This is a genomic window from Candidatus Peregrinibacteria bacterium, from assembly GCA_016699755.1.
In the GTDB taxonomy this organism is placed as follows: domain Bacteria; phylum Patescibacteriota; class Gracilibacteria; order CAIRYL01.
This window is the reverse complement of sequence record CP065009.1, coordinates 321,102-347,799: the sequence shown is the minus strand read 5'-3', so window position 1 is coordinate 347,799 and position 26,698 is coordinate 321,102. Positions and strand designations below refer to the sequence as shown.

Here is a 26,698-nt window from a genome sequence, read left to right as displayed (position 1 = left end):
GCTTTTTGAGAAACAGAGATGTTTTTTTATTCAGGAAAGGTAACAAGAAGAGCGGCATCCTGAAAATCGGCAGAGCTAGACGATGGGCTATTTGTGCCAAGCTCAAAGAGATAGATGACCTCGTTGTTACCAATAGTGACGATTCCCTCTTCGTTGATGTAGTCCGAAAGAATATCTGAGATGGCAGGTTGCTGTCCGTATGGCGTTGCATTTGGAAGCGAATCTCCATTACGAAGCACAATAATGAGTGCAGATCCGCTTTGGGTAGTTTGACTGTAGAGTTTTCGAGTTGTTTGATAGGGATGATATGATGTCCCCTTAAAGTGTGCTGTAGTTCCAACGGGAACATTTTCTAGAACAAGTGGTTCGGCTCCCGCAACATCGACAGAAGTTCCAGAGAAAATAGTATAGGTGTCATTCCCGACACGTGCTTCCAGTTCCACCGGAACATCTGGACCGCCAGCTCCATAAGTAATTTCCGTACCAAGTACACGAATAGTCATATTTGAATCTGCGTTTGTAGTGAAACTACCGTTTCCGTTAATTTCTGCAGGAAACTCTTCTGTGGATCTTTCTTCACATGGACCAATGTTGTCTCCATGCGCGAGATGAGCAGAAAGAGCAGATTCTGGAACGGTAATACGCTGTTTGTTTTCAGTATTTCCGGGAGGAATATGACAAATGGCAACAAATTCAGAAGAACCAACATCATTGTCGTCATCATCGTCATCTCCCACTGTTATTCCTCCTGTCCCGAGAATGCTCAAAGAGAACTCTGTTTTTGAGGGGACATTCGTTTCAACAGAAAGAGTGGCAAATTGTTCTCCTCCAAATTCTGGAGAGAATGAGACATCAAGATAACACTCTTCTCGAGGCTCAAGGGTTCCGAGTGAACATCCGTCATTTATAATTTCAAAATTGGTTCCTTCTCCTTCTAGCGTCACGTTTCCAATGGCAAGTGTATCGTAGCCAGAATTTTTGACGGTAAAGGTCTGAATATTCGTCTCTCCTATGGGAAGATCAAGAAAATCGTATGGCACAGGAGTTACCGAAACATCCGGCTGTGGATCGACTCCGATAATTTCAAGAGATCCGGGGGAAAGAAAAGATGTCACAAAAAGAACTCCATTTTTCATAAAGAGTGAAGTAGGGAATTTCAAATCATCCTCTTCTTTGCTCTTGTTCAAATATCCAGAATGTGCTGGAACACCTTTATTGGTGAGGTCAACAACCTCAACAGCATCAGATCGAAAAGAAGCAATATACGCCTTTCCTCCATAAATCACTACTGATCGCGGATCATTAAGTTTTGCTCCACCAGCACCATTTCGAACATTGCCGACATAATCGGGATTCGTTGGATCAGAAATATCAATAATATGAAAAGCAAGCGCACTTCGTGCTGTTACATACGCATAATTCCCCTCAAGAGTAACAGATCGGATTTGTCGCAGTTTTCGAGAATCCTGAAGAATACCAACTGCTACTGGATTGCTCGGATCAGAAATATTAATAATTTGGAATGCCGCGGAGAATTGTGAGGCAACATAGGCATAATTTCCAGAGACAGCAACATCAGAAGCACCATCGAGTTGTGCTCCACCTAGAGTATCTCTCAAAACACCAGCATGTCTTGGATTACTCGGATCAGAAATATCAATAATTTCCAATGCATCCCCAACATAAGAAGCGACATAGGCATAATTTCCAGAGACTTTCACGGAAAGCGCACCATCAAGTATTGCGCCACCCTCTCCGTGTGTAAGTGAGCCAACATGCACTGGCGTTGTTGGATCAGAAACATCTACTACCTCAAGAGCATCTCCGTAATTGGCGGTAATATAAGCATATCCATCCTGAACAACAACAGAAGAAGGACCATTTAGCTCTGCGCCTCCTTCTCCGTCAATGAGGTGTCCTACTCGAGTAGGCGTTAAGAGATCAGAGACATCAATAATTTCAAGTGAATCAGAAAAACGAGAAACAACATAAGCGTAATCTCCATCTACAAATACTGATTCTGCGCCAAGAAGCTGCGCACCATTGTCACCGTTAGAAAACGATTGAAGGTGTGTAAGAGAAGCAGAAAATCCTCGTAAGGAAACCTGTAAAAGAAAAAGAAGAGCACCAAGGCTCAGCAGAAAAAGAAAAAGCGAAACAGGATGTATCGCAAGTGCTTTTACTCGGGAGAGTTTCATAAAAGCCGAAAAAGAAAGAGAATCTGTGAGCAGAGAGGTTTTCTGTTTATCATTTTATGTTTTTGAAATCCTTTTCTGTTCTTGTGTTCTTGTTGCTATTATAACATATAATAATTAAATTACAAACACAAAAAAAAATATTGCGAAAGAGAAAAAGGTGTGATTCAGTGGAAGTGCTTTTTGTGTAAGAAAATGTTTCAACGTATTCTTTCTCTTTTTCTTGGATTCGCCCTCCTCCTCTCCCTTGGCACAGGGGCATTTTTTATTCATCTTCGCTCTGCGGAAATTGACGTTCTCCGTGCGCAGATAGCAGAATTGCGCTCTAAATTTTCTCCAGAAAATGGTAAGGAAACAGACTTGAATAATTCTCAAAAACAAGAGTCTGAACATATTGTTACCGAAACGCATATTGAGGAATCTGATCTTATCAACACTGTAGAAAAAACACGCCCTTCAGTAGTAAGCGTTATTGAGCGGCGTAATGTTTCTGTTTCTGGAAGACGCGGAGTGCTTTACTACGACCCATTTCAGGATGCTTTTCTCCTCCCAAAATCAACAACTCCTCAGACGAAAGAAGTAGAAATTGGAGGCGGAAGTGGCTTTATAATTTCAGAAGATGGTCTTATTCTTACGAATCGACATGTTGTTTCTGAGATGGATTCAGAATACTCCGTTGTTTTTCCTGATGGATATGAAACTGAAGCAGAAGTAGTCGATCGGGATGTTTTTTTGGATGTTGCTGTTCTTCGTGTCAACAAAGATGATCCAGAAGTTACAAAACGCCTCTTTCCCTTAGAACTGGGGGACTCAGACGCACTTCGAGTGGGACAACGAGTTATTGCCATTGGAAATGCACTCGCAGAGTTTCAAAATACCGTGACCACAGGAATCATTTCAGGACTCGGAAGAACAATTACAGCAAGTGGACATGGCTCTCAAGAAGAGATACGAAATCTTATTCAAACGGATGCTGCCATTAATCCTGGGAATTCTGGCGGTCCGCTTGTCACCCTCGACGGAAAAGTTATTGGAATGAACACTGCTATCGCCTCCGGTGCGAATGGAATTGGATTTGCTATTCCTGCAAGCGATTTGCAATCTCTTGTTGCCTCTGTAAAAAAATCTGGGAAAATTGTGCGACCATTTCTCGGCATTCGCTATATTCCGCTCACAGAAGATATTGCCAACCAACTTCACCTCTCCGTGAATTCTGGAGCATATATTGTACCGCCACAATCGGGAGAAGACTCCCCCATTGTGCCAAATTCACCAGCAGAAAAAGCAGGATTGCAAGCAGGAGACATTCTCACGGAAATTGATGGTGAAAGCATTTCCGATAGAAATGATCTTCAATCTCTTCTTCAGAAAAAACTTCCAGGAGAAACCATTCATATTCGTTTTTTACGAAATGAAGAGGAGGAAGAGATAACACTTTCTCTTGACGAAATGAAATAGTGACCTTCGCAGAGATCTTGTCATTCTTTGATTCTTCAGGACAGAAATATGTCATACGTGCCGCCCATGAATTAGCAAATACACACCTTTCAACAATTATGCGACGAACTGGAGAAAGCTACGCAAAACACGGAGAGGAAGTTGCGTGTGTCACCTTTGAACGAACAAAAAACCCTTCACTCATCGCATGTGCCTTATGCCACGATATCCATCTTCATCCTCGTGGAGAAGAGATTTTACGAAAATCTTTTTTTTCTGAATCAGAGCGGAATATCATCAGAAGCATGCATCAACTCCGCCGACTTCATGTTGATGAAAATACGGACGATCTTGAATTTGCCATTCAATCATTTCTTGAAAATGCCGACATTGCCCTTCTCCGCCTCGCTCACCGCGTTAACGATATTCGCCACATAACACGTTTTCTTTTGAGACTTCAAAAAACAATCTCTCGAGAAACACTCTTTCTTTATGGAGTCATTGCAGGAAGTCTTGGTATTTCTGCTTGGCGGCGAGAATTGGAAGATATCTCTTTTTCTGTGCTTCATCCTCGTTATTTCCAAAAAGTTCTGAAATCATTCAGTGCTTCTTCTCGTTTTGACAATGCGCTTCTCGAAAAAACAGAAACAATTCTCCGAGAAAAGATGCAAAGAGAAAACATTCCCGCCCAGATTCACAAGAGAATGAAAGGAATCTATTCCACCTATAAAAAACTCCTCCTTCACCACCAATCCTTTCGTGAAATTCCAGATCGAATTGCTATTCGTATCATCACAGAAAATGAAAAGGACTGTTACCACATTCTCGGTATTGTGCACCGACTTTTTCCGCCTTCATTTGAGGGGTTTCGAGACTACATTGCCGCTCCAAAGGAAAATGGATACCAATCGCTTCACACTCTCGTTTCTCCATTTCCAGGAGAAAACCCACAACGCATTGAAGTGCAAATTCGAACACATCGTATGCATTCTCAAGATGAATTTGGTCTCGCTTCTCATGCTCGCTATAAAAATGCAAAATACGCGCTCACAAAAGGGAAGATGCTGGGAAACCTTGAACGAGGACTTCTCCATCTTCGAGCAGAGGTAAAATCACCAGAACACTTTGAACAATTACTCAAATCTGCTATTCGAGAAAGGCATATTATTATTTTCGACAAAGAAAATACTCCGCATACGATTGATGCTCCTGCCACACTTCTTGATGTGGCATGTCTTCTCTACAAAAAAAGATCCGCTTTTATAAAGGAAGTACGGCTCAATGGTCGGCTGGAAGAACTCGCGAGTTCGGTTCGCAATGGAGATAGCGTTTCTTTTTCCTTCTCTCGAAAAAAACAGGCAACCAAAAAATGGGCTCTTTATTTGAATCAAACAAAATTCCGATCCTACTTTCTATAAATGTTCTAGCGAAAGAGGAACTTCGTTTCCAAATTCATCGAGAATACGAACCTCAGGAGAGAGCAATATAGAAAAGCTTTTCCAAACCGCAGATATTCCCATTTTGGCGAGATCAATAATATCTCGTTGTGTTGCTCTTCCCGCATTCATAAGAAAATTAGCGTGTTTTTCAGAAAAAAATGCATCTCCAACTTGCTGCCCCTTCATTCCCGATTGTTCCAAGAAAAAACCGGCAGCTCCTTCTGAAGGATTTCGAAAAAAACTACCACCAGTCATTCCCCATGGTTGAGTTTCTTTTCGCTTCTGAAGAAAAGCATGTGCTGTCTGTTCTATTTCATTTGGCAATTTTTCCGGAAGCGAAACCCGAGCTGACCAAATAAGGATTTCTTTACAAAGAGCAGGATCTTCATGAAAACAGGAATGACGATACGAAAAACGAAAGAAGGAAGTGGACACTTCTTCCCATTTCTTTTGGGAAATGTGAAATACCTCCGCAGAAAGAAGAACGTCTTTTATTTCCCCTTGAGGCACTCCTGCATTTCCAGCAATGGCACCACCAATGGTTCCGGGAATGGTAAAAAATGGGGAAAAATCGCGGTGTCGCTCTTTTGCATAAGCGTAAAAAAGAACATTTGGTACTCCTGCTTCAACACAAAAAATCCCAGGCGATTCTTCGATTACATTTCGATTTTTAAGACAAATAACGAGTCCACGAAAACCAAAATCAGAAAAAAGCACGTTGCTTCCTCCACCCAAAAAAAACACAGGAAGATGCTTCTCTTCAGCAAATTGAAGGGCTTCCTCTACATGATCTTTCGTCTCTGCAAATATCAAAAAGTCCGCCGGACCACCAATACGAAAGGTAGAAAACTGAGAGAGCGGAACATCGTGGCGCATCTTCATAGTAAGGGGACTTCCAATGAAGAAATCGTGTATGTACATTGAAGACCCTTGTGGATATCATCCTTAAAAAGAGGAATCTCAAGACCAAACTCATCAATAATTCGTACTTCTGTTTGCAAACGGATTCCATAGACACGATCAACTTCCACAGCAATCTCTCGAGCTACCAAAAGAAAATCTTTCTGGAGAGCACCTCCTTCATTTCGAAAAAAATTTGGATTTTTCTCAGAAACAGAGATGTTTTCCCACTGTTTTCCTCGAAAAAGATCAAGATACACGCGAATATCCCCATCGGGAAGGCTTCGAAAAATACTTCCTCCTCTCTCTCCCCATGCGTCTTCTTCTCGACGCATATTAAGAATAGACTCTGCTCGCTCGAAAATATCTTTGGGAGACCCCTTTGGAAAGCGTAATACAGCGGACCAAATAACGACCCTTCCTCGTAAATCTGGTTCATCGTGAAAAACGGTTCTCCGATGCTCAAAACGAAAGAAATCTGCCGGAATTTTTCGGAATTTTTTCTCTCGCACATCACAAACTTCAACCTCCTCAAGATATTGCTCGATACTCGCTCCCCAAAGCCCCGCATTTCCAGCAATAGCACCGCCAATGGTTCCGGGGACGGTAAAAAAACTTGAAAAATCACGCCCTTTCTCCTGAAGTTCTTGGCAAAGAATGCTGTTTCTCTTTCCCGATTCCACAAAAAATGCTTCTCTTTTTTCTTCATGAACCTTATCATTTTCCATTTTTATAACGAGTCCTCGAAATCCTTTTTCAGAAAAGAGAATATTGGTTGCATCTCCCATAACAAAAATGGGGAGTTTTTTCTTCTCGGAAAATTCTATAGCATTGAGAAGATCGTTGCGTTCTTTTATTTGAACAAAATAATCAGCAGGTCCCCCCACTTGAAATACCGAAAACTGCCGTAATGGAACAGCCTCTCTCATATTCATTCTTATTTTCCTATATAAGAGAAAGCTATCACCTTGTCAGCAAAACAGGCAAGAAATACAGAAAAATCAATTTTTTTTGTATTGACAGAAATATTTTTTAAAATAAAAAAGCTCTTTTCTCTATATTTTTTCTTACCAACCTACTCGAACGAATTCTGTACACATTCCCATTCCTCTCGAATTAAAGACGGCGAGAACGTAGAAGTTCGTCCAAAAGGGAAAAACCACCTTCGATCCCGTTGGCACAGAAACAGGCTTCCGCAAAAACCAAGCAGAATCGGCATAATGCGTTTCCCACGAAAGTGTTGTACTTTTTCCAAATCGAACCTTATTTGGTGAGGCAGTAAGTGTGCAGGAGGGCAAAGGAAGAGGATGTACAGTCACACGTACTTCACATGTTGAAGTTTCTTTCGCTTTTCCCACACTCATTTTATATAGAGTTGTTTGTTGCGGAAAAATGTATCGCTCCCCTCCTGCTGGAGAAACAGATTCCCCTTCGAGCACTGCCCAATCTGCATTTTCGGCATGCCATTCTAGTGTTGCCTTTTCTCCTGCAAAAACTTCTTTTGGAAAAGCATTGAGCGTGCACGTCGGCTGTAAAGGTGGAGGTGGAACAACAATAGAAATATCATATACAAAAGATTTTGGACACTCTTCAGAAAGAGAGGCGAAGAGAGAAATGCGAATAGTTCCAGTCGCAACAATCCGAGAGGGAAGAATGGCAGTGACAAGCTTTTTTCCAGAAATCTCCTGAAAAGAAAGGTTTGAAACAAAGGTTTCATTAACCTCTACACGAATAGTCTCGTTTGGTGTTTTGAGTGGAACAAAAAAGGAAACCTGTGCCAAAGAAGAGATCTCTGTATTGGGAGCAGGGCTCACATTAGAGAAAATTGGATCGTCACATGCACTACCACCGTACCCAGCAGTGCTCTCAAAAAGAAAAGAGGCAGAGGCATGTCCTTGGACAAAAAACATCCCAAACACAAGAAACACCAAAAACAATACTCTTTTGTATATCATGAAATATTACCGAAAAAATACCTTCCTTTGAATATTAGAAAATGTCTTTTGAAAAAAGCAAATTTTTTGAGAGAATTTTCAAGAAAAAAACAATCTGCCATAAAATTGAAACGTATACTCCGTTCTTTCCATCGAAACTTCTTTTTCTCTCTTTGTGGGGTTGGTATTTTTTTGTTGCTCATTTTTTGGGGCATTTTTTTGCGTTGGAACGCCATTTCTGTGGCTTCGCTTTGGATGGATGAGGGATATTCATTCCTTGCCGCAGACACCTTTCGAAAAACTCTTGGTATAACGCTAGAAACCGGCTTTAAATATGGAAAAAACAGCATGCTCTTTCATGCGTTGCAGGCAGGAAGCATGAGTCTTTTTGGTATATCGGAATGGGCATTGCGACTCCCCTCTTTTTTGTTTGGAGTTCTCCTTATTCTCTTGTCGTTCTTTGGAATGCGAAAGCTTTTTCCAAAAAGCATACTTCCTTTTGTTTTTGCAGTTGCCATTGCGTTTTCTTCGTGGGAAATCGTGTGGTCGATACAGGGAAGAATGTACCAAATGCTTCAGACCCTTTTTTTGGTCTCCTCTCTTTTTTCTCTGGAGATCCTTTTCGGATACGAGAATGCTCTTTCCCTTCTTTTTCTTTTCACTTTGCGCCTCGTTTACACATCCATTCGGAAGCATTCTCTTTCCCTTGTTTTTTCTCGTTTTGGGAATTCGAAGAGGAAATTCTTTTTTTCTTCCACCTTTTTTTGCTGTGTACAGACGATGGGTTCAGCTCACTCTCTTTTTCTTTCTTATTCTTCTTTTTCTCTTCTGGAAATTTGATCTCATTATGTTTCTCGTGAGAGATGGTCTTTCGCTTTCGCTTTTTTATCATCTTCGATTTCTTTGGGAACAGCACAGTGTCGTACTTATAAGTGCCACTATCTCCAGCATTTTTCTATTGTGGAGTGGCGAACGTCGCAATCGATATTTTCTCCTCTTTCTTGTTGTGGCTTTTCTCATCCCTTTTTTGGTGATTGGACTCTTTATTTCTGCTGTGAATTATCGTTACCTTTTTCCGCTTTTTCCCATCCTTCTTCTCCTCGGATTTTTATGGATACCTGTTGTAGAAAAATCGCAGGGCATTATTATAACGATGATGTGTGTCGTTGCACAATTCGGATTCCTTGCTTCAGAATGGATTCTTGCTCCAAATGCTCCCTACGCGCTTGAGGCAGACATGCCACGTGCCGGATACCGTTTTTATACTCCACAACCTGATTTTCGAACTGCGTTTCATTTTCTCACGGAAAGAAAAAAACCGAACGAGATTTTTATTACTCCTTATCCAGAAATTTCCTATTTCTATGGACTTGAGACAGATATTGTTTTGCTCTTCGATTGGAATCGCAAAGCAAAAAACTGGGAAGATGTTGAACGTGCCCAATATATGAATCGTCCACACATCACTTCTCAAAAAGAATTTGAAAAAATTCTTCGAAGTCAGTCGGGATACGTTCTTCTCGATAGTTTTGCCTTAGAGCGAATTCCTCTGGAGTCGGCAGGATTCTTAGAAGCAAATACAGAGCGCATTTCACCGTTTTCGGGAGAAGAAGGGGTTACTAATGATTCACGTCTTCTTCTTTTTCATTTTCCCGTCTCTCAGCAATAAAATAGGGAGTTTCTTCTGAACGGGAATAATAAATTTTTATGATCGCATCAAAGAGCACTCCAAGAAAAAGAAATTGAAGTCCAAAAAAGAAACAAAAAAGGGCGAGTGTCGTGAGGGCATTGTCAGAAAGATCGTTTCCTTGCGAAATCTTGAGGAAGAGAATAAAGAGTAGACAAAGAAAGCCAAAAAACCAGAGGAGGAGTCCAACTCCTCCCAAAAAATGAAGTGGACGTCGAAAATATTTCTGCCAAAACCACACGACAAACATGTCAAGAAGCCCTTTAAATGCTCGTTTCCAATTATATTTCGTTTGCCCATTCTTACGTGGATAATGCGACACAGGAAGTTCTCCAATACGAAATCCGCGCATTTTCAGAAGCGCCGGAATAAACCGGTGTATTTCTCCATAGAGGCGTAATCCTTCAAAGCACTCTCGCTTGTAGATTTTAAGTGAACATCCAGAATCATGAATACCGTCTCGCAGAAGAATGTGACGAAGAAAATGCGCCCCACGAGAAAAAAATCGTTTCAAAAATGGATCTTTCCGGTACACACGCCAACCAGAAACCACATCGAGAGAATTTTTTTCGAGATGATGAAAAAGCCGCGGAATATCCTCTGGATCGTTTTGGAGATCTCCATCCATAGTGACAATATACTCTCCTTTCGCAGAGTGAATACCAGCATCAAACGCGGCAGTCTGCCCCGCATTTTTCCGAAAACGGATAAGTGTGAGTGGAGAAAGCTCTCGGCAAATTTTAGATGTCGCATCGAAAGAGCCATCATCTACAAAAATAATTTCGAACGGTTTTCCCCATTTCGTAAGGGCAACCACAATTTTTTTATGAAGTTCCTGCACATTTTCCGCCTCTTCAAAAAGCGGAACGACAACCGATACAAAATAGTTTTTATCCTTCATAAAAACCATTGAATCACAATTTTCGAAAATTGCAAATAAATTAATAATATTTTATAATAAATATGATACAAAAACGAAATGGGGCTCTCAAATATTGCAAAAATACTCGGCATTTTCCTCCTTGTTGTTGGAGGGTGGTCATGGTACTCCACTCCGTTTGGCATTCATGTCAAGGGAGGATCAAGCACCATAAAACAAACAAGAGAAGCCCTTGTGTACCTTCGTCGAGAAGCACCGGAATATTTTGAGCTCGTCACAAACAACATAGACACTGTTCGATATTTATTTGTAGAAATTCAGCTCGATACGTTTTATTCCGGCTATACAGAGTTTGGCGATAATGGAGAAGTAAAAGTTACCATTCTCAAGGATGGATCTAAACAAGACGTACTCATGCACGCTGGATTTTTAGCACACGAAGCGTGCCACGGAAAACAGTTTCACGAGGGGAGAGTACCAGATATGAGTGAGGCGCAAATGGAACAAGAATGCATTCAGGTACAAGCAGATGCCTTAGAGAAACTCGGAGTCAAACGCGAAGTGGTAGATTATTACAAGAACAAGGCACTCGAATCGAAATGGTGGGAGAAAGGCTATCCGGGACTTTAGAATTGGATGAGATTACTTTCTCTGTAATGTGTTTTCCTACAATTTTCTCATAACCTTTCCATCCCCAACATTTCCTTGTTTATGCAATCATTTTTCCCGAAAATGTATATCGTCACAGCCTCCTTTGGGGGGATGGAAGGGGGAGGAACTTATCATTATGGACTCTTAGCTTTTCTCCTTTTTCATTGCAGACGTAATTCGCAATCTCCTTGTGAGATGTCATTCCGTGCTTGACACGGAATCTCTTGAAATTCTGAATCAAGTTCAGGATGACAAATGAGGATGACAAAGAAGCAAACTGTTTCTCAGTGATACAGCATCCTTCGCAAAGCGGAAGGACTGTACTATTATCGTAGCCGAGAGATTATAATGGTCCCCAGAAATTGAATACCATGTTAAGGTTAGAAACCAAACTTTTCTCTAACCAAAAAAACGAGGGCAATTCAGCGCAAAATTTAAGGCTCAAATAATAATCGAAGCACTCTCAAAAGTAAGCACCATGTCAGAATTGGCAACAAAATATGAATTCCACCTCATACAGATATCAAAATAGAAAGCAGAATTCCTAAAGAAAGCTTCCGAACTCTTCTCTGAGAAAGAAAGAAAAGGATGAAGTCATAGAAGAACTCTATAAACAAGTAGGTCAGTCCAAAGCAGAAGTGGACTGGCTCAAAAAAAGTTGGATTCCCTTCCTCCTCATAAAAAGAAACTGCTCCTTGAAAATCATCAAAAGAATTTAAGCATCAAAAGATAGTGTGAATTCCTTGGTATTACGCAAGGATCAGTGTACTACACCCCGATCATCAATACAGAAGATATTCGTCTTATGAAATAGAAGTTCTTGAAGAACCTCTTCGAATAAACACACCAGAGATTTTTAATACAGATCAAGGATTTCAATTCACTAGTCCAGAATTTACGGAAAAACTTGAGAAGAAAAATATCCAGATCTCTATAGACGGAAAAGGAAGATGTCTCGATAATATCTTTACTGAAGACTCTGGATATCAGTAAAATATGAAGATATTTATCTCAAACAATATGAATCTCCACTGGACACACAACAGTGTCTCAAGGAACACTTTTATTTCTACAATAATGAACGGCCTCATCAATCTCTCGACTACGAAACTCCTGTAAAAGTCTATCAGTTTTTGGAAAATATGGGTCGAGCGAGGGCACGAGCGAGCCAGATATACTGTGTTAGGCGACCCGAACGAAGCGATAATGCAATGTAGCTTTAGTGTATTTCTAAGTCTCTTTTATCATTTGTTCGAGTGAAAAATTTTCGTTTTGGGCGAAGGACAGAGGGGCACCAAAGGAGTGAATGCTCGTAGCCCAAAACATCTATTATCCATATGTTCTATTTTGAGGTTCTTGAGGAGTGTATTTTCCATTATCTAATTTCTGATCTATGTGTTGAACTACGACTTGATGATTATCTCTGTTTAATAAATGATTATAATCTTCTTCCGATATTTTATATAAAGCTGGATTAATAGAATTCATCTTACCTTCATTGTCTTCTACTAAAATTGGATTGGTTGGATCAAATATAAATCTACCATTTTTTGTTGGAAATATAAGATAGGCATGACCATCTGTAGAATCTCCTAATTTACAACTATTTGAAAAAACAACATGTGAATCTATTCCTAAAAATTTCAAATAATTATGTGCTACCGTAGCTTTTTCAGCACAAACTGCTAAATTTTTTCCTTTTAATTCTGATAGATTTATGGTTTCAGAATCGGCAGTAGTGTGGTCTGAGTAAAATTCACGATTTCTTGTGTCTGTGTTTTGTGTCCCAAAATGATTTCCAAAGTATTCACCTAGAGCATAAATAACGGAATATCCTATTATTGATCTTAGATTTGGTTTATTCCAATGTTTATAAAATTTCCTAAAATTATCCAATAAAATAGAATAAATTTCTGGATCATTGACTTTAAAACCATCAACTATCCAACTTCTTTTAATCTCCGTTTCAGGGTTAATAAATTGACTTTCGGCCCTATTCCCAACAAGTGATAATGTGTTTTGTTTTTCTTGAACTTCTTTTTCTAATTCTTTCAATCTTTTTTCGACAAATACTTGCATTGCCTGTTTTTGTATTTCGGGGTCTTCAATATTCATGATTACTTGCAAGTCAGCCATAACTTCTTCCACTTTTTCAATTTTTTCTTTAGGCTCTGCTAAATTACTTGCTAATTCGCTTGATCCTTCTTGAACAATTTTTTCAACATGTTCTTGTTGTGTTGCTGGATCTTCAATACTCATAATGTTTGTATTAAAAATAAGGCCCTTGCCCAGAAGACTTAAGAATTCTTAAGGATTTTTAATAGTATAGCATAGATATTTAAGGATTTTTAATAGTATAAGCATAGATATTTTCATTTCTATGGTTCCAACGGAATTCACATTCTTTCAGATGAAGATTAAACTTATGAGAAGCAATACCGTTGAATTTAGAAAGCTTTCTCTTGGCAAATGACCAGAAGGATTCTATTCCATTTACATGACATTTTCCTCTGGCAAATTCATCATGTGAATGATGGACACGGACAGTAATGATTATGCCTATTCAAAAGAAGTCCATCATACACTCTCCATCCGTCGGTATGGATAGTGGAGCCTTCGAATATCTTTCCCTATGTTATGGGCAGTAATTCCTCTCTGCTACATTTTTTTACTATGGTGACATAGACCTTTCCATTTCGTTTGAGGAGTCCAAATACTGGTGTTTTTTCTACTGCTCCTCTCCCTCTTTTGCCTCGAACTCTTTTTGCTCCACAATAACTCTCATCGAGTTCAAACTCTCCAAAATCACCACTTTGTTCCAGTGAATTCTGAGTCATTCTTTCTCGAAAAAGATTGTAATAATGATCAATAGTTTTTCTGTTTAATCCCAAGAGACGAGTGGAAGTTATGGCATTTATATCTTCGCAAAAACACTTCAATATTTTTTTGATCTTATATTCCGATAATTTAGCTTTGTAGAACATACTTCCAAGATAGAGAAATTTCTATTCTGGGCAAGAGCTATAGTTATTAAAAAAGTTCATAACTAGACTTTAGAGACCTTATCTCCCCTAATCTAGTCGAGACACAACAGAAAATTCAGGTTCGGAGAAAAATAGGTAAAAAAACCGCACCCCTATTTTCTCATGATTTCTTCTTTCTGACAAAAATTTTTGATTTATAGACAAAAAGAACTATTGTGATAAAGAAACACAAAAAAAGAATGTCATCCTCCTTTTACGAGATATAAATCACTCTTAAATACTATTTCTTCAGTTTTTTTGCCTTCTCTGCAAATGCCAGCACGGTATCAATAAAAGTAGCATGACTCCATGTGAGCGGAGAAACAAAGAGGTGTTCTCCAGTTTCGGGATGCACTTGCTCGGGAAGCATTCCTGCGCTACTCGCTCGCTCGGTTGCCCACAAAAGCGTTTTTTCTGCTTCGGCAAGATCGTCTTTTGTTTTTGCCATTTTAATACGATATTCCGCTTCCCAAAGAGTAGTAATAATCCAAGGATTTCCTGTGTATCGTTCATAAGAAAGCTGGTGATCGAACTGATACGGATCGCGTGCGAATCGTGCAAGTCCACCAATGTTTCCCGGAATGGTAAGCGTTTCGTGTATCACCTTCATTGTGCTTTGAATCCGCGGATCATCCGGCGCAAAAACCCCCATTTTCCAAAGAAACACAAGTGAGGAATCGATGCCATCATCTTTTTTGGTAATAACGCCATCTCGAATTTCGATACTTCGAAGAAAACGATTCTGTTCAGAAGAAAAAAGGTGATTCGCTATAGATGTTTGTAAACACGTCGCCGATTCCCGAAAAGAATCTGCACTCTGCTGATGCCCTGTCGCTTCCGAAAGACGCGCGGCGGCGAGAAGCCCAGCGTACACACACGAAGCGGTATAACTTGATGTTGCCCAACTCTGTTCCCATAAATCGTATGATGGAAGCGGAAGAGAAAAACTGGGATCAACATAACTCTGTAGCCAATTTCCAAGGGGGAGAATGAGCGTTGGAAAAAATCGCTGAATTACTTCAAGCGAATGAAAAGAGGAAAAATACTGATCAAGTGCCACAAGTACAAGAGCAGACTCGTCTTCTTGAATTGGGAGTCTTTTTTCACCGTTTACTATTTTTGGATGCCACGAAGAACCAAGGGAACCATCGGGATTGTACTTGTGGAGAAAATATCCTTCGGGAGTGATAATCTCTTCACAAAACTGAAAAAAATTCCGACACGGCTCTTCAAAGCCAACTTTTGCAAGTGTCATAGCGCAAAGTGACGCATCGCGTGGCCACATATAGCTGTAATTATCACGATTTGTCGCCATAACATCAGAATCATTCGCCGCTAAAATGGCTCCTCGATTATCAATTTGTGTCCGAAGAATAAGGAGACTTTTTTGAAAGAGATGCTGAACAGAACTCGGAAGAGAAGAGATATCTCCAGAAAACGTCGCAAGCCATTCGCGCCAATACCCGCGAACATGGTTCCGAATGCGCTCAGCACCAACCTCACGAATATGCTCATTTTTCTTAAGAACCGATTGGTAGGTTTTTCCAAAAGCAATCCACAGAAAAAGCTGTTTCGTTTTTCCAGGAGAAATGTGTATCGAAAATCGAACTGTAGAATCGACCGACCCCTGATCGATAGGATTCTTCTGAAGTGTGCCGTCTTCCGCATCGCGAAATGTTCCCTCTTTTTCGTGATATTTACTCTTCCCTACCGTATATTCATCCATTCCCATTCCCTCTCCTTCGTGACCAAAAAGGAGCGCCTTTTCTCCCATAGTATACTGATTTGATTGTTCACCACTCCCCCATTGTCCGCCAACAAGAAAATATCGCCGACCCCGATAATGCAAAATGGAGTTTAAATCTGGCTCATACAGTGCTGTGTCTTTGCTCTTTTCTCCATAAATATGAAAATCGTGATGAAAAAAAACACGCACCTCTTTTTCTTCTCCCGAAAGATTCGTAATTTCGAGCGACCGAAAAAAAATGTCTTCCGTCAGCGAAACAAAATCGTGAAAGGTAACAGCAATTCCAAGACGATAATTTTCTGCATATCCATTTCCAACCAAAGTTCCTTCTTCATAATCGATAGTAATACGCCACGAAGGATCATCAAGCCAGAGAAATTGACCATTTACCCAAAATCCAACTCTGTGAACATTGTCGTATCCAGTATGATCTTCTTGTCCAACAAAAGGATAGTACATGTCTCGAAGCTGAAGATGATTGTCAAAGGTAACGAGAACATTTCCGTTTCCAAGAACAAGAGATCGTGGCATAAGAGGTGGATATTAGAGCGGAGAAAAACCTTCTGCCTCTCGAAGATGTTTCGCACGAGAATGAAGCGAACGCATAGCATTCATAAAGGTGATGTATGCCTCATACGGTGATTCGTAGGGAGAAAAGTACTTGTGAACATCACCATCACTCCAATATTTCGTACACATATAGTAGAGATGATCGGAGGTTTGGATTTTTCGAAAAGCGTCGAGAAGTTCTAAAACTTCTGGTTTTTTTGAGGTCTTCAGATCATGAACAAGCTGTTCAAGTCGTCCAAGTTCCTCGAGTGCAGAATGCTGAATGCCATTCTCAACCCATGCAGAGAGATCTCGTTCTGTATCTGCCCACGAAAGAAAGTGTGGAACATTGTACTCCGCACGATGATCACACTGCGCTATCGTTTCGGATGGTGTTCGAAATCCGATACCACGTGCCGCAAGTTCATGCGGAAGATGCTCAAAAAACGAGAAAATTCCCGTGTCTTCCCACTGGTGCTCCCCAATGGTTTCGTAATCCATAAAGAGATTAATGGTTTCGCCATATACCGCATCAAGCCAACCGGCATATTTTCCGGTGGTGAGTGGCCACTCTTCCCATGTCTTATTTCCAAAACGGAACGCAACATCATCAGAAAACTGATAGCTCTTCAAAAGAAGTGGAAGTGTTTTCTGTAATTTTTTGGAAATAGCGTACTTCTGAGCGATTCTTTCGTCTTCCTTGTGGATTTCCATAGGCGTTGCTACACGAACATCGTGTGGATTAGAGCCATGCAGGTAGTGATCCCAACCTTCAACAATCATTCCCGAAAATCCCATTTGTCGGATAAATTCGCCAATATCATTGCGATAGATAAGTTCTGTATTTCGGAAAACAGTTGGTTTTACGCCAAAACGCTCTTCCACTGCCTTTCGGTGGAGAAGAATTTGTTCTGCGTACTCCTCTTTGGAGTAGAGAAAAGAAAGAGAATGGGCGTAAGTTTCCGAAAGAAATTCACATTTCCCCGTTTTCGCGAGCTGTTGAAAGAGGCGTAAAATCTCTTTTCCTTTTGCGGGAAAAAGGTCGCACTGCTCAAGAAATACCCCCGAGAGTGAAAAAGAGACACGAAATTCAGGACGTGTTTCTGCGAGATGGAGAAAAAGTTTTGTCGCCGGAAGATAGCACTTATCGGCAACCTTGTTAAAAATATCCTCGTTTTTATATTCATCTGGTCCACGGAAAATATCCTGCGGATGATCTTCGAAAAATGAAACCTCTCGCAAACGAAAGGGTTGGTGGACCTGAAAATAGAGGCAGACCGCCTTGTGCGGAGTCTCTTTTGACATGGGAGAAAGGGAGAAGGGAAAGAAGAAATCAGAACGCGGAAGTCAGCGCTTTGTATTCATGACAAATTTTCTCTGCTTGCCTGTCCCACGTCAAGTGTTTGATTTCTCCATGCGCTTTTTCTGAAAGAGTTTGGTGAAGCGGATGATAATGGAGCGCCGCAAGAACAAGGTGCGCCATTTTGTCTACATCCCAAAAATCTGCAAGAAGAGAGTTCGAAAGTACTTCTTTTGCTCCAGATTGCTTACTCATAATAACAGGAATTCCGCGTTGAGCCGCCTCAATTGCCGAAAGCCCAAAGGGCTCAGAAACCGACGGCATAATGTAGAGATCGGTATTTTTAAATGCTTTTTCTCGTTCAGAATCATTGAGAAACCCTAGTGGAATAACGTGCTGAGAAAGTCCAGAAGTTGTAATTTCGTGAAGAAGCTGTGGAAGCATGTGCCCCGTTCCGGCAATGAGAAATTGTACATTTTGATCTTTTTCGAGCACTTTTTTTGCAATTTTTATGAGCCAATCGGGACCCTTTTGTACTGTTAGACGCCCAAGAAAGAGAATGGTTTTTTGGTGACGAAACCGAGGAGAAACATACTCAAGACGATGATGTACCGATTCGGCACCGTTATGAACCACACCAATTTTATGCTCGGGAATGCCATAGTCTTTTTGAATGACATTTTTTGTGTGGCGACTCACTGCAAGAATGCGATCAGCTCGCTCCATGCCAGCACGCTCTCGACGATAAATTTCTTCATTTGGATTCCATCCTGTTCGATCGAGTTCTGTAGCATGAACATGCGCCACAAACGGAGTTCCCTGTTTTTCTTTCACCCGTATTGCACTAGGAAAAGTGATCCAGTCATGCGCATGGACAAGATTAAACGAGCGTTTCTCTGCCATCCTTGCGACTTCTTCTGAAAAGCGATCAATTTCTGCAAAGAGATTTTTTCCGTAGAGCATCGATTCTGTGGGTCCCATTTCTCGAACCCATTCAGAATATCCTTCTACTGTGGCATACGGAGTAACAATGGAAGAAGAAATACGCGCAATCTCAATATTCATATTTTGAGAAGCGACCTCAAACTCGTGCTCTATTCCTCCCTTTTTTCTCCATTGAGAATGAACAAAATGAGGAAGAGCAAAGCATACGGGAACACCGCGACGTGAAAGAGAGAGGGCGATATTCCGGGTGGCAACCCCGAGTCCTCCAGAATGAAGCGGTGGAAATTCCCAACCAAGCATGAGGAGTGGCATTTGATTTGTTTTTATATCATGAAATAATATCACTTATTAAAGATTTTTTCAAGAACATTTTTTGAGAATTCGTCTTTTTTATAAGAAAAACTCCACATCAATTTTTTGAAGAAAAAGATGCCAAAAAAAACAACTGTTTTTTCCAAATCGCAAGTATACGTTGGGAGTATATTATCCCTATTTTTATGCAAAATAATGTCGTTGGATGGTTCGAAATTCCGGTAATCAGTATGAAACCCGCCGTTAGTTTTTATGAAGGTGTTTTCGGAAAAACACTCGAACGGCACAAAGTGAGTCATTGAGATATTGCATGGTTCCCTATGGAAAACAAGGATTACGGCTCCACAGGTTCGCTTGTAAAACATGAGAATACGAAACCTTCTTGGTGTACCCATCTACTTCACTTCACCAAGCGGAAATTTAAACAGCGACGAAGAATTGGTAGTAAAACATGGTGGACAAGTGATTCTCCCAAGAAAAAATATTGATGAACATGGCTTTATAAGCATTGTTATGGATACCGAAGGAAATCATATTGGAATTCATTCCATGATCTAAGCACGCTTACCAATACCTCTTTCGTCCTTCTGCATCGCGGTGAAATTTTCCAAAATCTTGTAAAGAGAGTGCCTTTTCGCCAGAAAAAACAGTCCCCTCTCGGCAGACAAGGGTCCCATCGCACGAACACTGTCCGCAGAGTCCAAATCCGCATTTCATGTAGCGTTCGAGGGAAAGCTCCGAAGGAACACCTTTTGACTGGCAGAGTTTTGCCACTGCCTCCATCATCTTTTCTGGTCCACACGACTGAACAAGATCAATTTTTTCCGTCTCAAGAAGCTTTTCCAAAACATTGGTTACCAATCCTTCTGTTCCGGCAGAACCATCATTTGTCGTGCAAAGTGTGCGAAAACCAGACTTCTCGCACCAATCAGTAAAAAGAAGAAGGTCTTTTGTACGAGCACCAATAATAGCAGTAATTTTACATTCTTCTGCTTGTGATTTTGTTCCTAAAAAATGGAGAGGTGCAGTTCCAAAGCCACCTCCGACAAGAACAATTTTTTTGTTCTTTTGAACGGAAAATGTATTTCCAAAAGGACCACGAATGCCCACTTTTTCTCCTGAATTTTTTTCGAAAAAAGCAGTTGAGAAAGGTCCAACCGCAGAAACAACAATACTCATCGTTTTGCCATCATCACTTGCTACAGAAAACGGCTTTTCATCAAGGTTTGGAATCCAAATATTTACAAACTGTCCTGGCTTTGCGCCAAAAGAAATATCGAGCACAAAGAGTCGCGTACTCTTATTGAGCTCCTCTGTGCGAAGAATAGTTGCCGACTGTGGAGAAAAAACAGCATTCATATACCTCTTTCGCTATCATAAAGAATTTTCGAAAAAAATCTACTTGCCGAACGAAAAAAAAGAAAGAATAATAGGACGGATTTTCTCAGATAAAACTCCACTATGGATCCGGAAGACCCTTCGTTATTCTCTTTCCTTGTTCTCTTTGTCCTTCTCCTCTTTTCTGGATTCTTTTCTGGATCAGAGGTCTCGCTCGTCTCTGTTTCAAAAGCAAGAGCACGTTCTTTTGTGGTGCAAAAAAAACGAGGAGCGCATGCACTTGAATTTCTTAAAAATCATCCAGATAGGCTTCTTATTACCATTCTTATTGGAAACAACCTCGTCAATATTCTTATTCCCGTTCTCTCTACTGTTCTTTTTACACAACTCTTTGGAAATACTGTTATTGGTCTTATGACCGGAATTTTAACACTTATCCTCCTTCTTTTTGGTGAAGTTCTTCCAAAATCATTTGCCCAAAAACACGCCGATCCCATTGCGCTCCTCACTGCTCCCATCATCTACTGGCTTTCACAAATTTTCTTGCCACTTATATGGCCACTCGAAAAACTCATTCATTCTCTCAGTAAAAACAAAAGCCCTGAAAAAATTTTTTCCGATGAAGAGCTCCTTGCACTTGCGGAAATTGGAGAACGAGAAGGCGCGCTTGAGGCAGATGAACGAGAGCGCATTGAAAATGTATTAGAATTTGGAGAAACCACTGCCGAAGAGGTAATGACACCTCGTCCAAACATGGATGCTCTTTCAGATGATACAACGCTTGAAGAAGCAATTCGGTTTTTTCTTGAAAAAACTCATAGTCGTATTCCGGTTTTTTCGGAAACAATCGATCGCATTACAAGTATTATAACTCTGAAAAACATTTTGAAATACGAACAGAGCTTTCCAACACACACAGAAATTTGTGACCTTCCTAAAAATCCGCCACTCACTGTTCCTGTCAGCATGCTCCTCGAAGACGTGATGAAAGAGATGAAGTGGAGAAGAACACACATGGCAATTGTCATTGACGAACACGGAGGAACCGCGGGGCTCGTGACACTCGAAGATCTTCTGGAAGAAGTATTTGGAGAAATAGAAGACGAAACCGACAAAAAAGAAGAAGAAATTCGACAACTTCCCGATGGAAGTTTTCTTGTTTCAGGAAATGCCTATTTAGAAGATATTCAAGAAGCAACAGGATTAGAAGTTCCCGGAGAAGAAGCAGATCGCATTGCAAAGGCAATTCTCGAGAATATCGGACGATTTCCAAAACGCGGAGAAACGATTCATCTTACTCCACAAATATATGCTGTTATTGAAAAAATGGATGGACATAAAATTCGCTCTTTACGCCTTTTCTCAGAAAAAAAACATGTAAGAAAGAAAAAATAATCTCCAAAAGCTGTTTTTTTGAGAGCAATATGCGGAAAAATCACCTTAACGAAACATCCCTCGGAACAAGTGTGACTATCATTGGAAGCCTTTTTATCTCACTTCTCCTCGCATTTTCTTGGGGAAATTCCCTCCTTAAACACACAACACTCGAACGAGAGATAGGCGATTTTCAGCATAATATTGAGATGCTTGAAGAGGAAAATAAAAACTTGGAACAGCAACTCGTATATCTTCGCTCTCCGCAATATCGTGACAAATGGGCGAAGGAGCACGAAGGGCTCATGCAACCAAGAGAAAAAGTAATGTATATAGAACCTCCTCTGGCAGAAGATAATCTTGAAACAGCACCAAATAAAAATATTCTCGAGCGAGAAATTCTTCTTCGACGTCCGAAACGAGATCAGTGGAAATGGTTCTTTTTTGGAGAGACTTCACCAGCATTGCTCCTCGAAAAGACAAACATACAAGAAGAAACTCCAGAAGCAAAATAGAAAGCAAACGGTTTTTAGGAGCAAATTGGATTGTCTCACTTCTTGCGACAATCCAATTTCCAACAGAAGAAGAGGATATTTTTCAGAGGAATATGCTTTACGCCACTCCAAAAACAGAGAAGAATGGGTGGGATTTTTTCAACATAATGGATATTTTTCTCCCCTTCCTCTTTCTTTTTATAGGGCTTGTCATTCTCATTGTCGGAGGAGAATTTCTTGTTCGTGGTTCTTCATCTCTTGCGAGGGTTTTTGGCATTTCACCTTTTGTTGTCGGACTTACCGTCGTCGCGTTTGGCACTTCTGCGCCAGAGCTTATTGTGAATATTTTTGCCGCCGTAAAAGGGAATACTGACATCGCAATTGGAAACATACTGGGAAGCAACATTGCAAACATTCTTCTTATTCTTGGGTGTGCAGGACTTGTGTACCCGCTTGCCGTGAAGAGCAATACAGTGTGGAAAGAAATTCCGTTTGCTTTTCTCGGAGTAGCACTCATTTTTCTTTTTGGAAACGATACGCTTCTTGAGGGGCGCGGATTTAATGAAATTTCTCGGAGTGATGGAATTGCCCTTTTAAGCCTTTTTCTCCTTTTTATGTACTATGTTTGGGGTCTTCAAAACAATAGCACAGCAGAAGAAGGAGAAGAAGAAATACAAATGTACTCTGCTTCAGTTTCTATCGGCTTTGTTCTTGCAGGCCTCTTTGGACTCTTCGTGGGAGGACAACTTTTTGTTTCTCAATCAATTACCATTGCAAAACTTTTTGGACTTTCAGAGGCACTTATCGGGCTCACAATTGTCGCCATTGGAACATCCCTTCCAGAGCTCGTTACCTCAATTATTGCGGCTCTGCGAAAAGAGTCAGATATTGCTGTCGGGAATGTCGTTGGTTCAAATATTTTCAATATATTTTGGATTTTGGGCATCAGCTCCATTATTCGCCCGCTTCCACTCAATCCTCATTTGAACATAGATATCGGAATGACTGGACTCGCTACTATTTTTCTTTTTGCCATCTTCTTCATTGGGAAAAAGCACCTCCTCGAACGTTGGCAAGCAGGAATATTCATAGGAATATATGTTGTGTATATGATCTTCCTCGTGTACCGGGGGTAAATAAGTAGGGAGGATATGGGAAATAATGAAATTCACTTTCCTATTTTTTCCGATGATCAAAAAGGAGGTTAAATCCTTTTATAAATGCGTGGAGTGCCGCAACAATAACATCGGGGCTACTTGCTTTTGCGTGTACTTGATTCCCCTCTCCATCCTGCATTGCCATAAAAACCTTTGCAATAGCGCTTTCTTTGCTCGTTATTATTTCCACATGAAAGTCGGCAAGCTCCGGCCAAAAATCACTTACAGAAGAAAGTGCGTTTTTCATTGCTTTAATAAGAGCATCCACTGGTCCAACTCCTATTGATTGCCCTGAACAGGAATCTCCTGAAAAATCGAGTAATACCTGAGCAAATGGAGATTTTTGAAAAGAATCTTCGACAGAAAAATCAGTAATACTCAAAGGAAATTCAGGAATATTTGTATTTTCAATAGCTTCTTCTAACATATTTAAAAGATCCGCTTTCGTAATCGTTTTCCCTCGACGAAAAAAAGAATCAATTTCTTGGAGAACATTTTCAAGAACAATATCGTCAGGGGAATGGGAAAATTCTTTTTCTAAAAATATTCGAAGCTCCATTCCAGAGGGAAGAGCCTGAAACACTTCTTCTTCCTTTTGTGATTGTCGGGAAGGGCGCATGTCTGATGCTCCACTTTGAAGAAAGCGTTCAATATCTTCAATTTGAGCACTTATAGTAGAAGGCTCTGCAAAAGACTGAATAGCGGCTTTTGGATCTTTGAGTCCTGTTCCAGTAGCGATACAAACTACTATTTCGTCTGCTTTGAGCAATCCTTTTTCGAGGAGCTTTGGCAAAACCGCTATCGGAATTGCCCCAGAAGGTTCTGTAAAAACAGATTCCTGTTTCGAAAGTTGATATTGTGCCAATAGAATATCTTCATCAGAAGCAGTTTCTGCGGTTCCACCAGATTGTTTGAGCGCACAGAGACACTTTATATCATCAAGCGGAAATCCAATTCCAACCGCACTCGCTACTGTTTTTGGCTTATCCACTGGAGTAAAGCGATCGGCACCAGAGTGAAATGCTTCACATACCGTATTACACCCCTCCGGCTGAACGGCAATCATTCGCGGAATTGTGTTCACGTATCCCAATTCAAAAAACTCTCGAAATCCTTTTGCAATGCCGGCGAGATTTGTTCCACATCCCACGGGAACCAAAACAGCATCTGGTACTTTCCAGTGGAGCTGTTCGAGAATTTCAAATGCGGTGGATTTGGCACCCTCCGCACGAAATGCATAGTCTCCTGCAAGATAAAAATTATTTTTTCGAGAGAGCTCATCCGAAAGTCGCACACAATCGGCGTATGTTCCCCGAATCTGAATAAGCTTCCCTCCATAACTCAGCGTTTGCGCGAGTTTCCCAATAGGAGTTCCCTCAGGAACAAGGACGTAACAAGGTAATCCTGCACGACTTGCATACGCAGAAACCGATGCCGCCATATTCCCTGTGCTCGCAACACATATTGCTGTTGCCCCCATTTCAAGCGCTTTTGTAATTTCTACTAAACTTCCACGGTCTTTAAAAACTCCGGTTGGATTTGCTCCTTCGTCTTTAATAAAAAGTTGGGAAAACCCAAGAGATTTTCCTAAGCGTTCCGCACGGTAAAGCGGTGTATTTCCTTCTGAAAGAGTTACCACTTTTGAACGATCACAAATGGGATAAAAATCGAGATATTTTGCCGCAGAAAGCGGTGTATGCGTCAGCGCAAAACGATTGACTTGGAGTGCTATTTTTTCAAGATTCATCACAACTTCAAGTGCGTTTCCGCAATCAAGACAGTTCGTAATGGTCTCTTCTTCTTTCCACCGTTTACCGCACGAAACACATTGGATATGGTATCCACAAGACTGCTCAAATTCTTTTTTCACGAAAACAAAAAAACTGTTTCCGATTCTTTCAAAAGGAACAGTGTTTTCGCAAGTAAATGTCAGAAAAGAACACTCTAGAAAAAAAATTTCCGTTTATGAAGCGGGGAAAAAGTCCCGAACGAGTGCTACAATTCCCCATGCAGAAAAACTTATACAAAATCCGACAATCGACCAAAAGAAAAATTTCTTTGATTTTTCAATTTTTTCCTCATCTCCTGCCGATGTAGCGCGCAAAATTCCCCCCCACAGAAGTGCCATGGTTGCGATGCTTATAGAAATTCCCATTAATGCATTCACGAATGACGAAAGGGCTTCTTGCGGAGTATAATTCCCAAGAAATGATGGTGATACAATAGGATCTGCCTCAATTTGATCCTGTACTAAATTGCCAAAGTCACTCCCCTCAACACCATTTGGAATATACGAACGTGAAACAGGCGAGTTAATACGAAATGTTTGCTCAGAAGTTGGAGGGGATTCTTCCGAGAGAACACTCACGGAGGTGATGGTAAAATAATAATCGGTATTGAGCGTAAGCCCAACGAGATCCACAGAAATATTTGGAGTGTCTTCTCGATCTCCGTATACCCCAGACTCCATTCCATAATCGATCAGGTAGCGGTCTGCCCCCGGAACAGAAGTCCACGAAATACGAGCACTTCCCGAAGAAAAAGTTTTTACGATAATACTTCCTTCGTTTACAGATGAAGGAGCAACAGCAAATGCCGGAGTAAAAAGAAAAAAAGAAAGAAGAAAGCAGAAAAATTTTCCGAAAGCTTTTAATGGGATACTCATAAAAACACAAAAGATTAAAAAATATTGACGACATACGCCAAAATTCCCCAAGCTCCTAAGGCAATTCCAAGTCCCCAGAGTGAGAGTTTAAGTGACCGCCTAGAGGAATCGAGCTTTTCGAAATCCCCAGAAGATGTCATGTACTTTATGCCAGAAATAATGATACCTACTGCCGCTGCACCGCCAACTAAACCAAGAAGCCCATTAATGAGTGAGTGGAGTGCCTCAAATGCCCCTCCTAAGTTTTGTGAATCTTGGTTTTCAGGAACAATGTTGAAAATAAAAATACGAATGGTTCCCGAAAGAAGCACAATACTCATACCAATAATACTTCCTCGAATTGTAGTGCGCCCCATATCCGCACGATTTTCATTTCCGGCAGAAAGGGTGAGGAGTATTCCTCCTACCACTACACCTGCCACTGCAAGAAGAAGGATGATATTTGCCGCCCATGCCCACACGACAGAAATATACTCATTAAATGTTTGCACCGCACCAAGATCGGTAATTTCCGTATCCGCTCGTACAGTAGAGGAGATGAGAATAAAAAAGAATCCCCAAACAAAAGAACGCCAAATAACACCGGAAAAGAGATGAAGGAATGAGGAAAAAATCTTTGGCATATTTTTTGTTTCGGAACGGAGAAATTTTTTCCCATAATACTACCAGTT

The 26,698-nt window shown here is 40.7% G+C and carries 23 protein-coding genes and 1 pseudogene; 10 read left to right on the top strand and 14 right to left on the bottom strand.

Annotation, left to right across the window (positions count from 1 at the left end; translation table 11 throughout):
• Positions 1-26 precede the first annotated feature (26 nt).
• Entirely contained in the window at positions 27-2,198 is a 2,172-nt protein-coding gene (locus IPN35_01520) for a choice-of-anchor D domain-containing protein (GenBank protein QQS59550.1), read from the bottom strand.
• A gap of 192 nt (positions 2,199-2,390) precedes the next feature.
• Between IPN35_01520 and IPN35_01515 the strand changes: the two genes are divergently transcribed.
• Both IPN35_01515 and IPN35_01510 read left to right on the top strand, forming a co-directional pair.
• On the top strand, positions 2,391-3,653 hold the full coding sequence (locus IPN35_01515) for a trypsin-like peptidase domain-containing protein (protein QQS59549.1): 1,263 nt from the start codon (positions 2,391-2,393) through the stop codon (positions 3,651-3,653).
• Entirely contained in the window at positions 3,653-5,050 is a 1,398-nt protein-coding gene (locus IPN35_01510) for a bifunctional (p)ppGpp synthetase/guanosine-3',5'-bis(diphosphate) 3'-pyrophosphohydrolase (protein ID QQS59548.1), read from the top strand. The genes IPN35_01515 and IPN35_01510 overlap by 1 nt, the downstream gene beginning before the upstream one ends.
• Here IPN35_01510 and murB read toward each other — a convergent pair.
• The 3 genes from murB to IPN35_01495 form a co-directional block, all read right to left on the bottom strand.
• Complete coding sequence (gene murB / locus IPN35_01505; protein ID QQS59547.1) at positions 5,045-5,953, bottom strand: UDP-N-acetylmuramate dehydrogenase; 909 nt, start codon at positions 5,951-5,953, stop codon at positions 5,045-5,047. The two genes, IPN35_01510 and murB, sit on opposite strands and share 6 nt — an antisense overlap.
• Positions 5,950-6,906, bottom strand: coding sequence for an FAD-binding protein (locus IPN35_01500; GenBank protein ID QQS59546.1), 957 nt, complete (start codon positions 6,904-6,906; stop codon positions 5,950-5,952). The genes murB and IPN35_01500 overlap by 4 nt, the downstream gene beginning before the upstream one ends.
• Before the next feature lie 132 nt (positions 6,907-7,038).
• Complete coding sequence (locus tag IPN35_01495) at positions 7,039-7,881, bottom strand: hypothetical protein (GenBank protein QQS59545.1); 843 nt, start codon at positions 7,879-7,881, stop codon at positions 7,039-7,041.
• A 219-nt stretch (positions 7,882-8,100) separates the two neighbouring features.
• Between IPN35_01495 and IPN35_01490 the strand changes: the two genes are divergently transcribed.
• Together IPN35_01490 and IPN35_01485 are read left to right on the top strand one after the other, a co-directional pair.
• Complete coding sequence (locus IPN35_01490; protein QQS59544.1) at positions 8,101-8,745, top strand: glycosyltransferase family 39 protein; 645 nt, start codon at positions 8,101-8,103, stop codon at positions 8,743-8,745.
• Positions 8,675-9,574: a hypothetical protein gene (locus IPN35_01485; protein QQS59543.1), complete on the top strand. Its 900-nt coding sequence runs from the start codon at positions 8,675-8,677 to the stop codon at positions 9,572-9,574. The genes IPN35_01490 and IPN35_01485 overlap by 71 nt, the downstream gene beginning before the upstream one ends.
• On the opposite strand, the gene IPN35_01480 is transcribed toward IPN35_01485, so the two are convergent.
• Complete coding sequence (locus tag IPN35_01480; protein ID QQS59542.1) at positions 9,525-10,493, bottom strand: glycosyltransferase family 2 protein; 969 nt, start codon at positions 10,491-10,493, stop codon at positions 9,525-9,527. The genes IPN35_01485 and IPN35_01480 overlap by 50 nt on opposite strands.
• Positions 10,494-10,571: 78 nt before the next feature.
• Between IPN35_01480 and IPN35_01475 the strand changes: the two genes are divergently transcribed.
• Positions 10,572-11,102, top strand: coding sequence for a hypothetical protein (locus IPN35_01475; protein ID QQS59541.1), 531 nt, complete (start codon positions 10,572-10,574; stop codon positions 11,100-11,102).
• 1,004 nt (positions 11,103-12,106) lie between these two features.
• The gene (locus IPN35_01470; protein QQS59919.1) at positions 12,107-12,340 is read left to right on the top strand and encodes a transposase; all 234 of its coding nucleotides are present in this window, start codon (positions 12,107-12,109) and stop codon (positions 12,338-12,340) included.
• Between the two features lie 112 nt (positions 12,341-12,452).
• Here IPN35_01470 and IPN35_01465 read toward each other — a convergent pair whose 3' ends face one another.
• The 5 genes and pseudogenes from IPN35_01465 to IPN35_01445 form a co-directional block, all read right to left on the bottom strand.
• Positions 12,453-13,382, bottom strand: a complete 930-nt coding sequence (locus IPN35_01465; GenBank protein QQS59540.1) for a hypothetical protein — start codon at positions 13,380-13,382, stop codon at positions 12,453-12,455.
• 79 nt (positions 13,383-13,461) lie between these two features.
• Positions 13,462-14,107 (bottom strand): annotated as a pseudogene (locus tag IPN35_01460) (IS1595 family transposase).
• Positions 14,108-14,387: 280 nt separating this feature from the next.
• Positions 14,388-16,424 carry a glycoside hydrolase family 15 protein gene (locus tag IPN35_01455; GenBank protein ID QQS59539.1) on the bottom strand — a complete coding sequence of 679 codons (2,037 nt, stop codon included), beginning with the start codon at positions 16,422-16,424 and terminating at the stop codon, positions 14,388-14,390.
• A gap of 12 nt (positions 16,425-16,436) precedes the next feature.
• Positions 16,437-17,747 (bottom strand): alpha-amylase, encoded by a 1,311-nt coding sequence (locus IPN35_01450; protein QQS59538.1) that lies wholly within the window; start codon positions 17,745-17,747, stop codon positions 16,437-16,439.
• 28 nt (positions 17,748-17,775) lie between these two features.
• Positions 17,776-19,032 (bottom strand): glycosyltransferase family 4 protein, encoded by a 1,257-nt coding sequence (locus IPN35_01445; protein QQS59537.1) that lies wholly within the window; start codon positions 19,030-19,032, stop codon positions 17,776-17,778.
• A gap of 330 nt (positions 19,033-19,362) precedes the next feature.
• Here IPN35_01445 and IPN35_01440 point away from each other — a divergent pair, with 330 nt between their 5' ends.
• Positions 19,363-19,557, top strand: a complete 195-nt coding sequence (locus tag IPN35_01440) for a hypothetical protein (protein QQS59536.1) — start codon at positions 19,363-19,365, stop codon at positions 19,555-19,557.
• A 6-nt stretch (positions 19,558-19,563) separates the two neighbouring features.
• Here IPN35_01440 and IPN35_01435 read toward each other — a convergent pair whose 3' ends face one another.
• Positions 19,564-20,358, bottom strand: a complete 795-nt coding sequence (locus tag IPN35_01435; protein QQS59535.1) for a dihydroorotate dehydrogenase electron transfer subunit — start codon at positions 20,356-20,358, stop codon at positions 19,564-19,566.
• Between the two features lie 102 nt (positions 20,359-20,460).
• On the opposite strand from IPN35_01435, the gene IPN35_01430 reads away from it, so the two are divergent.
• From IPN35_01430 to IPN35_01420, 3 genes are all read left to right on the top strand, one after another.
• Complete coding sequence (locus tag IPN35_01430) at positions 20,461-21,732, top strand: HlyC/CorC family transporter (protein ID QQS59534.1); 1,272 nt, start codon at positions 20,461-20,463, stop codon at positions 21,730-21,732.
• 29 nt (positions 21,733-21,761) lie between these two features.
• The gene (locus IPN35_01425; GenBank protein ID QQS59533.1) at positions 21,762-22,226 is read left to right on the top strand and encodes a septum formation initiator family protein; all 465 of its coding nucleotides are present in this window, start codon (positions 21,762-21,764) and stop codon (positions 22,224-22,226) included.
• Between the two features lie 146 nt (positions 22,227-22,372).
• The gene (locus tag IPN35_01420; protein QQS59918.1) at positions 22,373-23,341 is read left to right on the top strand and encodes a calcium/sodium antiporter; all 969 of its coding nucleotides are present in this window, start codon (positions 22,373-22,375) and stop codon (positions 23,339-23,341) included.
• Positions 23,342-23,381: 40 nt separating this feature from the next.
• Here the strand turns inward: IPN35_01420 and IPN35_01415 are convergent, their stop codons facing one another.
• The 3 genes from IPN35_01415 to IPN35_01405 all read right to left on the bottom strand — a co-directional run bounded on the left by IPN35_01415 (position 23,382) and on the right by IPN35_01405 (position 26,650).
• Complete coding sequence (locus tag IPN35_01415) at positions 23,382-25,232, bottom strand: threonine synthase (GenBank protein QQS59532.1); 1,851 nt, start codon at positions 25,230-25,232, stop codon at positions 23,382-23,384.
• 93 nt (positions 25,233-25,325) lie between these two features.
• A complete protein-coding gene (locus tag IPN35_01410; GenBank protein QQS59531.1) occupies positions 25,326-26,027 on the bottom strand; it encodes a fibronectin type III domain-containing protein in 702 nt (233 codons plus the stop codon).
• Between the two features lie 14 nt (positions 26,028-26,041).
• On the bottom strand, positions 26,042-26,650 hold the full coding sequence (locus tag IPN35_01405) for a hypothetical protein (protein ID QQS59530.1): 609 nt from the start codon (positions 26,648-26,650) through the stop codon (positions 26,042-26,044).
• Positions 26,651-26,698: the final 48 nt, after the last annotated feature.

Excerpts from the sequence above, each read along its gene's own strand:
- IPN35_01475 (QQS59541.1), top strand. The coding sequence starts at position 10,572 with ATGGGGCTCTCAAATATTGCAAAAATACTCGGCATTTTCCTCCTTGTT.
- IPN35_01430 (QQS59534.1), top strand. The coding sequence starts at position 20,461 with ATGGATCCGGAAGACCCTTCGTTATTCTCTTTCCTTGTTCTCTTTGTC.
- IPN35_01500 (QQS59546.1), bottom strand. The coding sequence starts at position 6,906 with ATGAATATGAGAGAGGCTGTTCCATTACGGCAGTTTTCGGTATTTCAA.
- murB (QQS59547.1), bottom strand. The coding sequence starts at position 5,953 with ATGAAGATGCGCCACGATGTTCCGCTCTCTCAGTTTTCTACCTTTCGT.
- IPN35_01420 (QQS59918.1), top strand. The coding sequence starts at position 22,373 with ATGGATATTTTTCTCCCCTTCCTCTTTCTTTTTATAGGGCTTGTCATT.
- IPN35_01440 (QQS59536.1), top strand. The coding sequence starts at position 19,363 with ATGAGAATACGAAACCTTCTTGGTGTACCCATCTACTTCACTTCACCA.
- IPN35_01515 (QQS59549.1), top strand. The coding sequence starts at position 2,391 with ATGTTTCAACGTATTCTTTCTCTTTTTCTTGGATTCGCCCTCCTCCTC.
- IPN35_01455 (QQS59539.1), bottom strand. The coding sequence starts at position 16,424 with ATGCCACGATCTCTTGTTCTTGGAAACGGAAATGTTCTCGTTACCTTT.
- IPN35_01465 (QQS59540.1), bottom strand. The coding sequence starts at position 13,382 with ATGAGTATTGAAGATCCAGCAACACAACAAGAACATGTTGAAAAAATT.
- IPN35_01495 (QQS59545.1), bottom strand. The coding sequence starts at position 7,881 with ATGTTTTTTGTCCAAGGACATGCCTCTGCCTCTTTTCTTTTTGAGAGC.
- IPN35_01435 (QQS59535.1), bottom strand. The coding sequence starts at position 20,358 with ATGAATGCTGTTTTTTCTCCACAGTCGGCAACTATTCTTCGCACAGAG.
- IPN35_01520 (QQS59550.1), bottom strand. The coding sequence starts at position 2,198 with ATGAAACTCTCCCGAGTAAAAGCACTTGCGATACATCCTGTTTCGCTT.
- IPN35_01450 (QQS59538.1), bottom strand. The coding sequence starts at position 17,747 with ATGTCAAAAGAGACTCCGCACAAGGCGGTCTGCCTCTATTTTCAGGTC.
- IPN35_01480 (QQS59542.1), bottom strand. The coding sequence starts at position 10,493 with ATGAAGGATAAAAACTATTTTGTATCGGTTGTCGTTCCGCTTTTTGAA.
- IPN35_01405 (QQS59530.1), bottom strand. The coding sequence starts at position 26,650 with ATGCCAAAGATTTTTTCCTCATTCCTTCATCTCTTTTCCGGTGTTATT.
- IPN35_01410 (QQS59531.1), bottom strand. The coding sequence starts at position 26,027 with ATGAGTATCCCATTAAAAGCTTTCGGAAAATTTTTCTGCTTTCTTCTT.
- IPN35_01425 (QQS59533.1), top strand. The coding sequence starts at position 21,762 with ATGCGGAAAAATCACCTTAACGAAACATCCCTCGGAACAAGTGTGACT.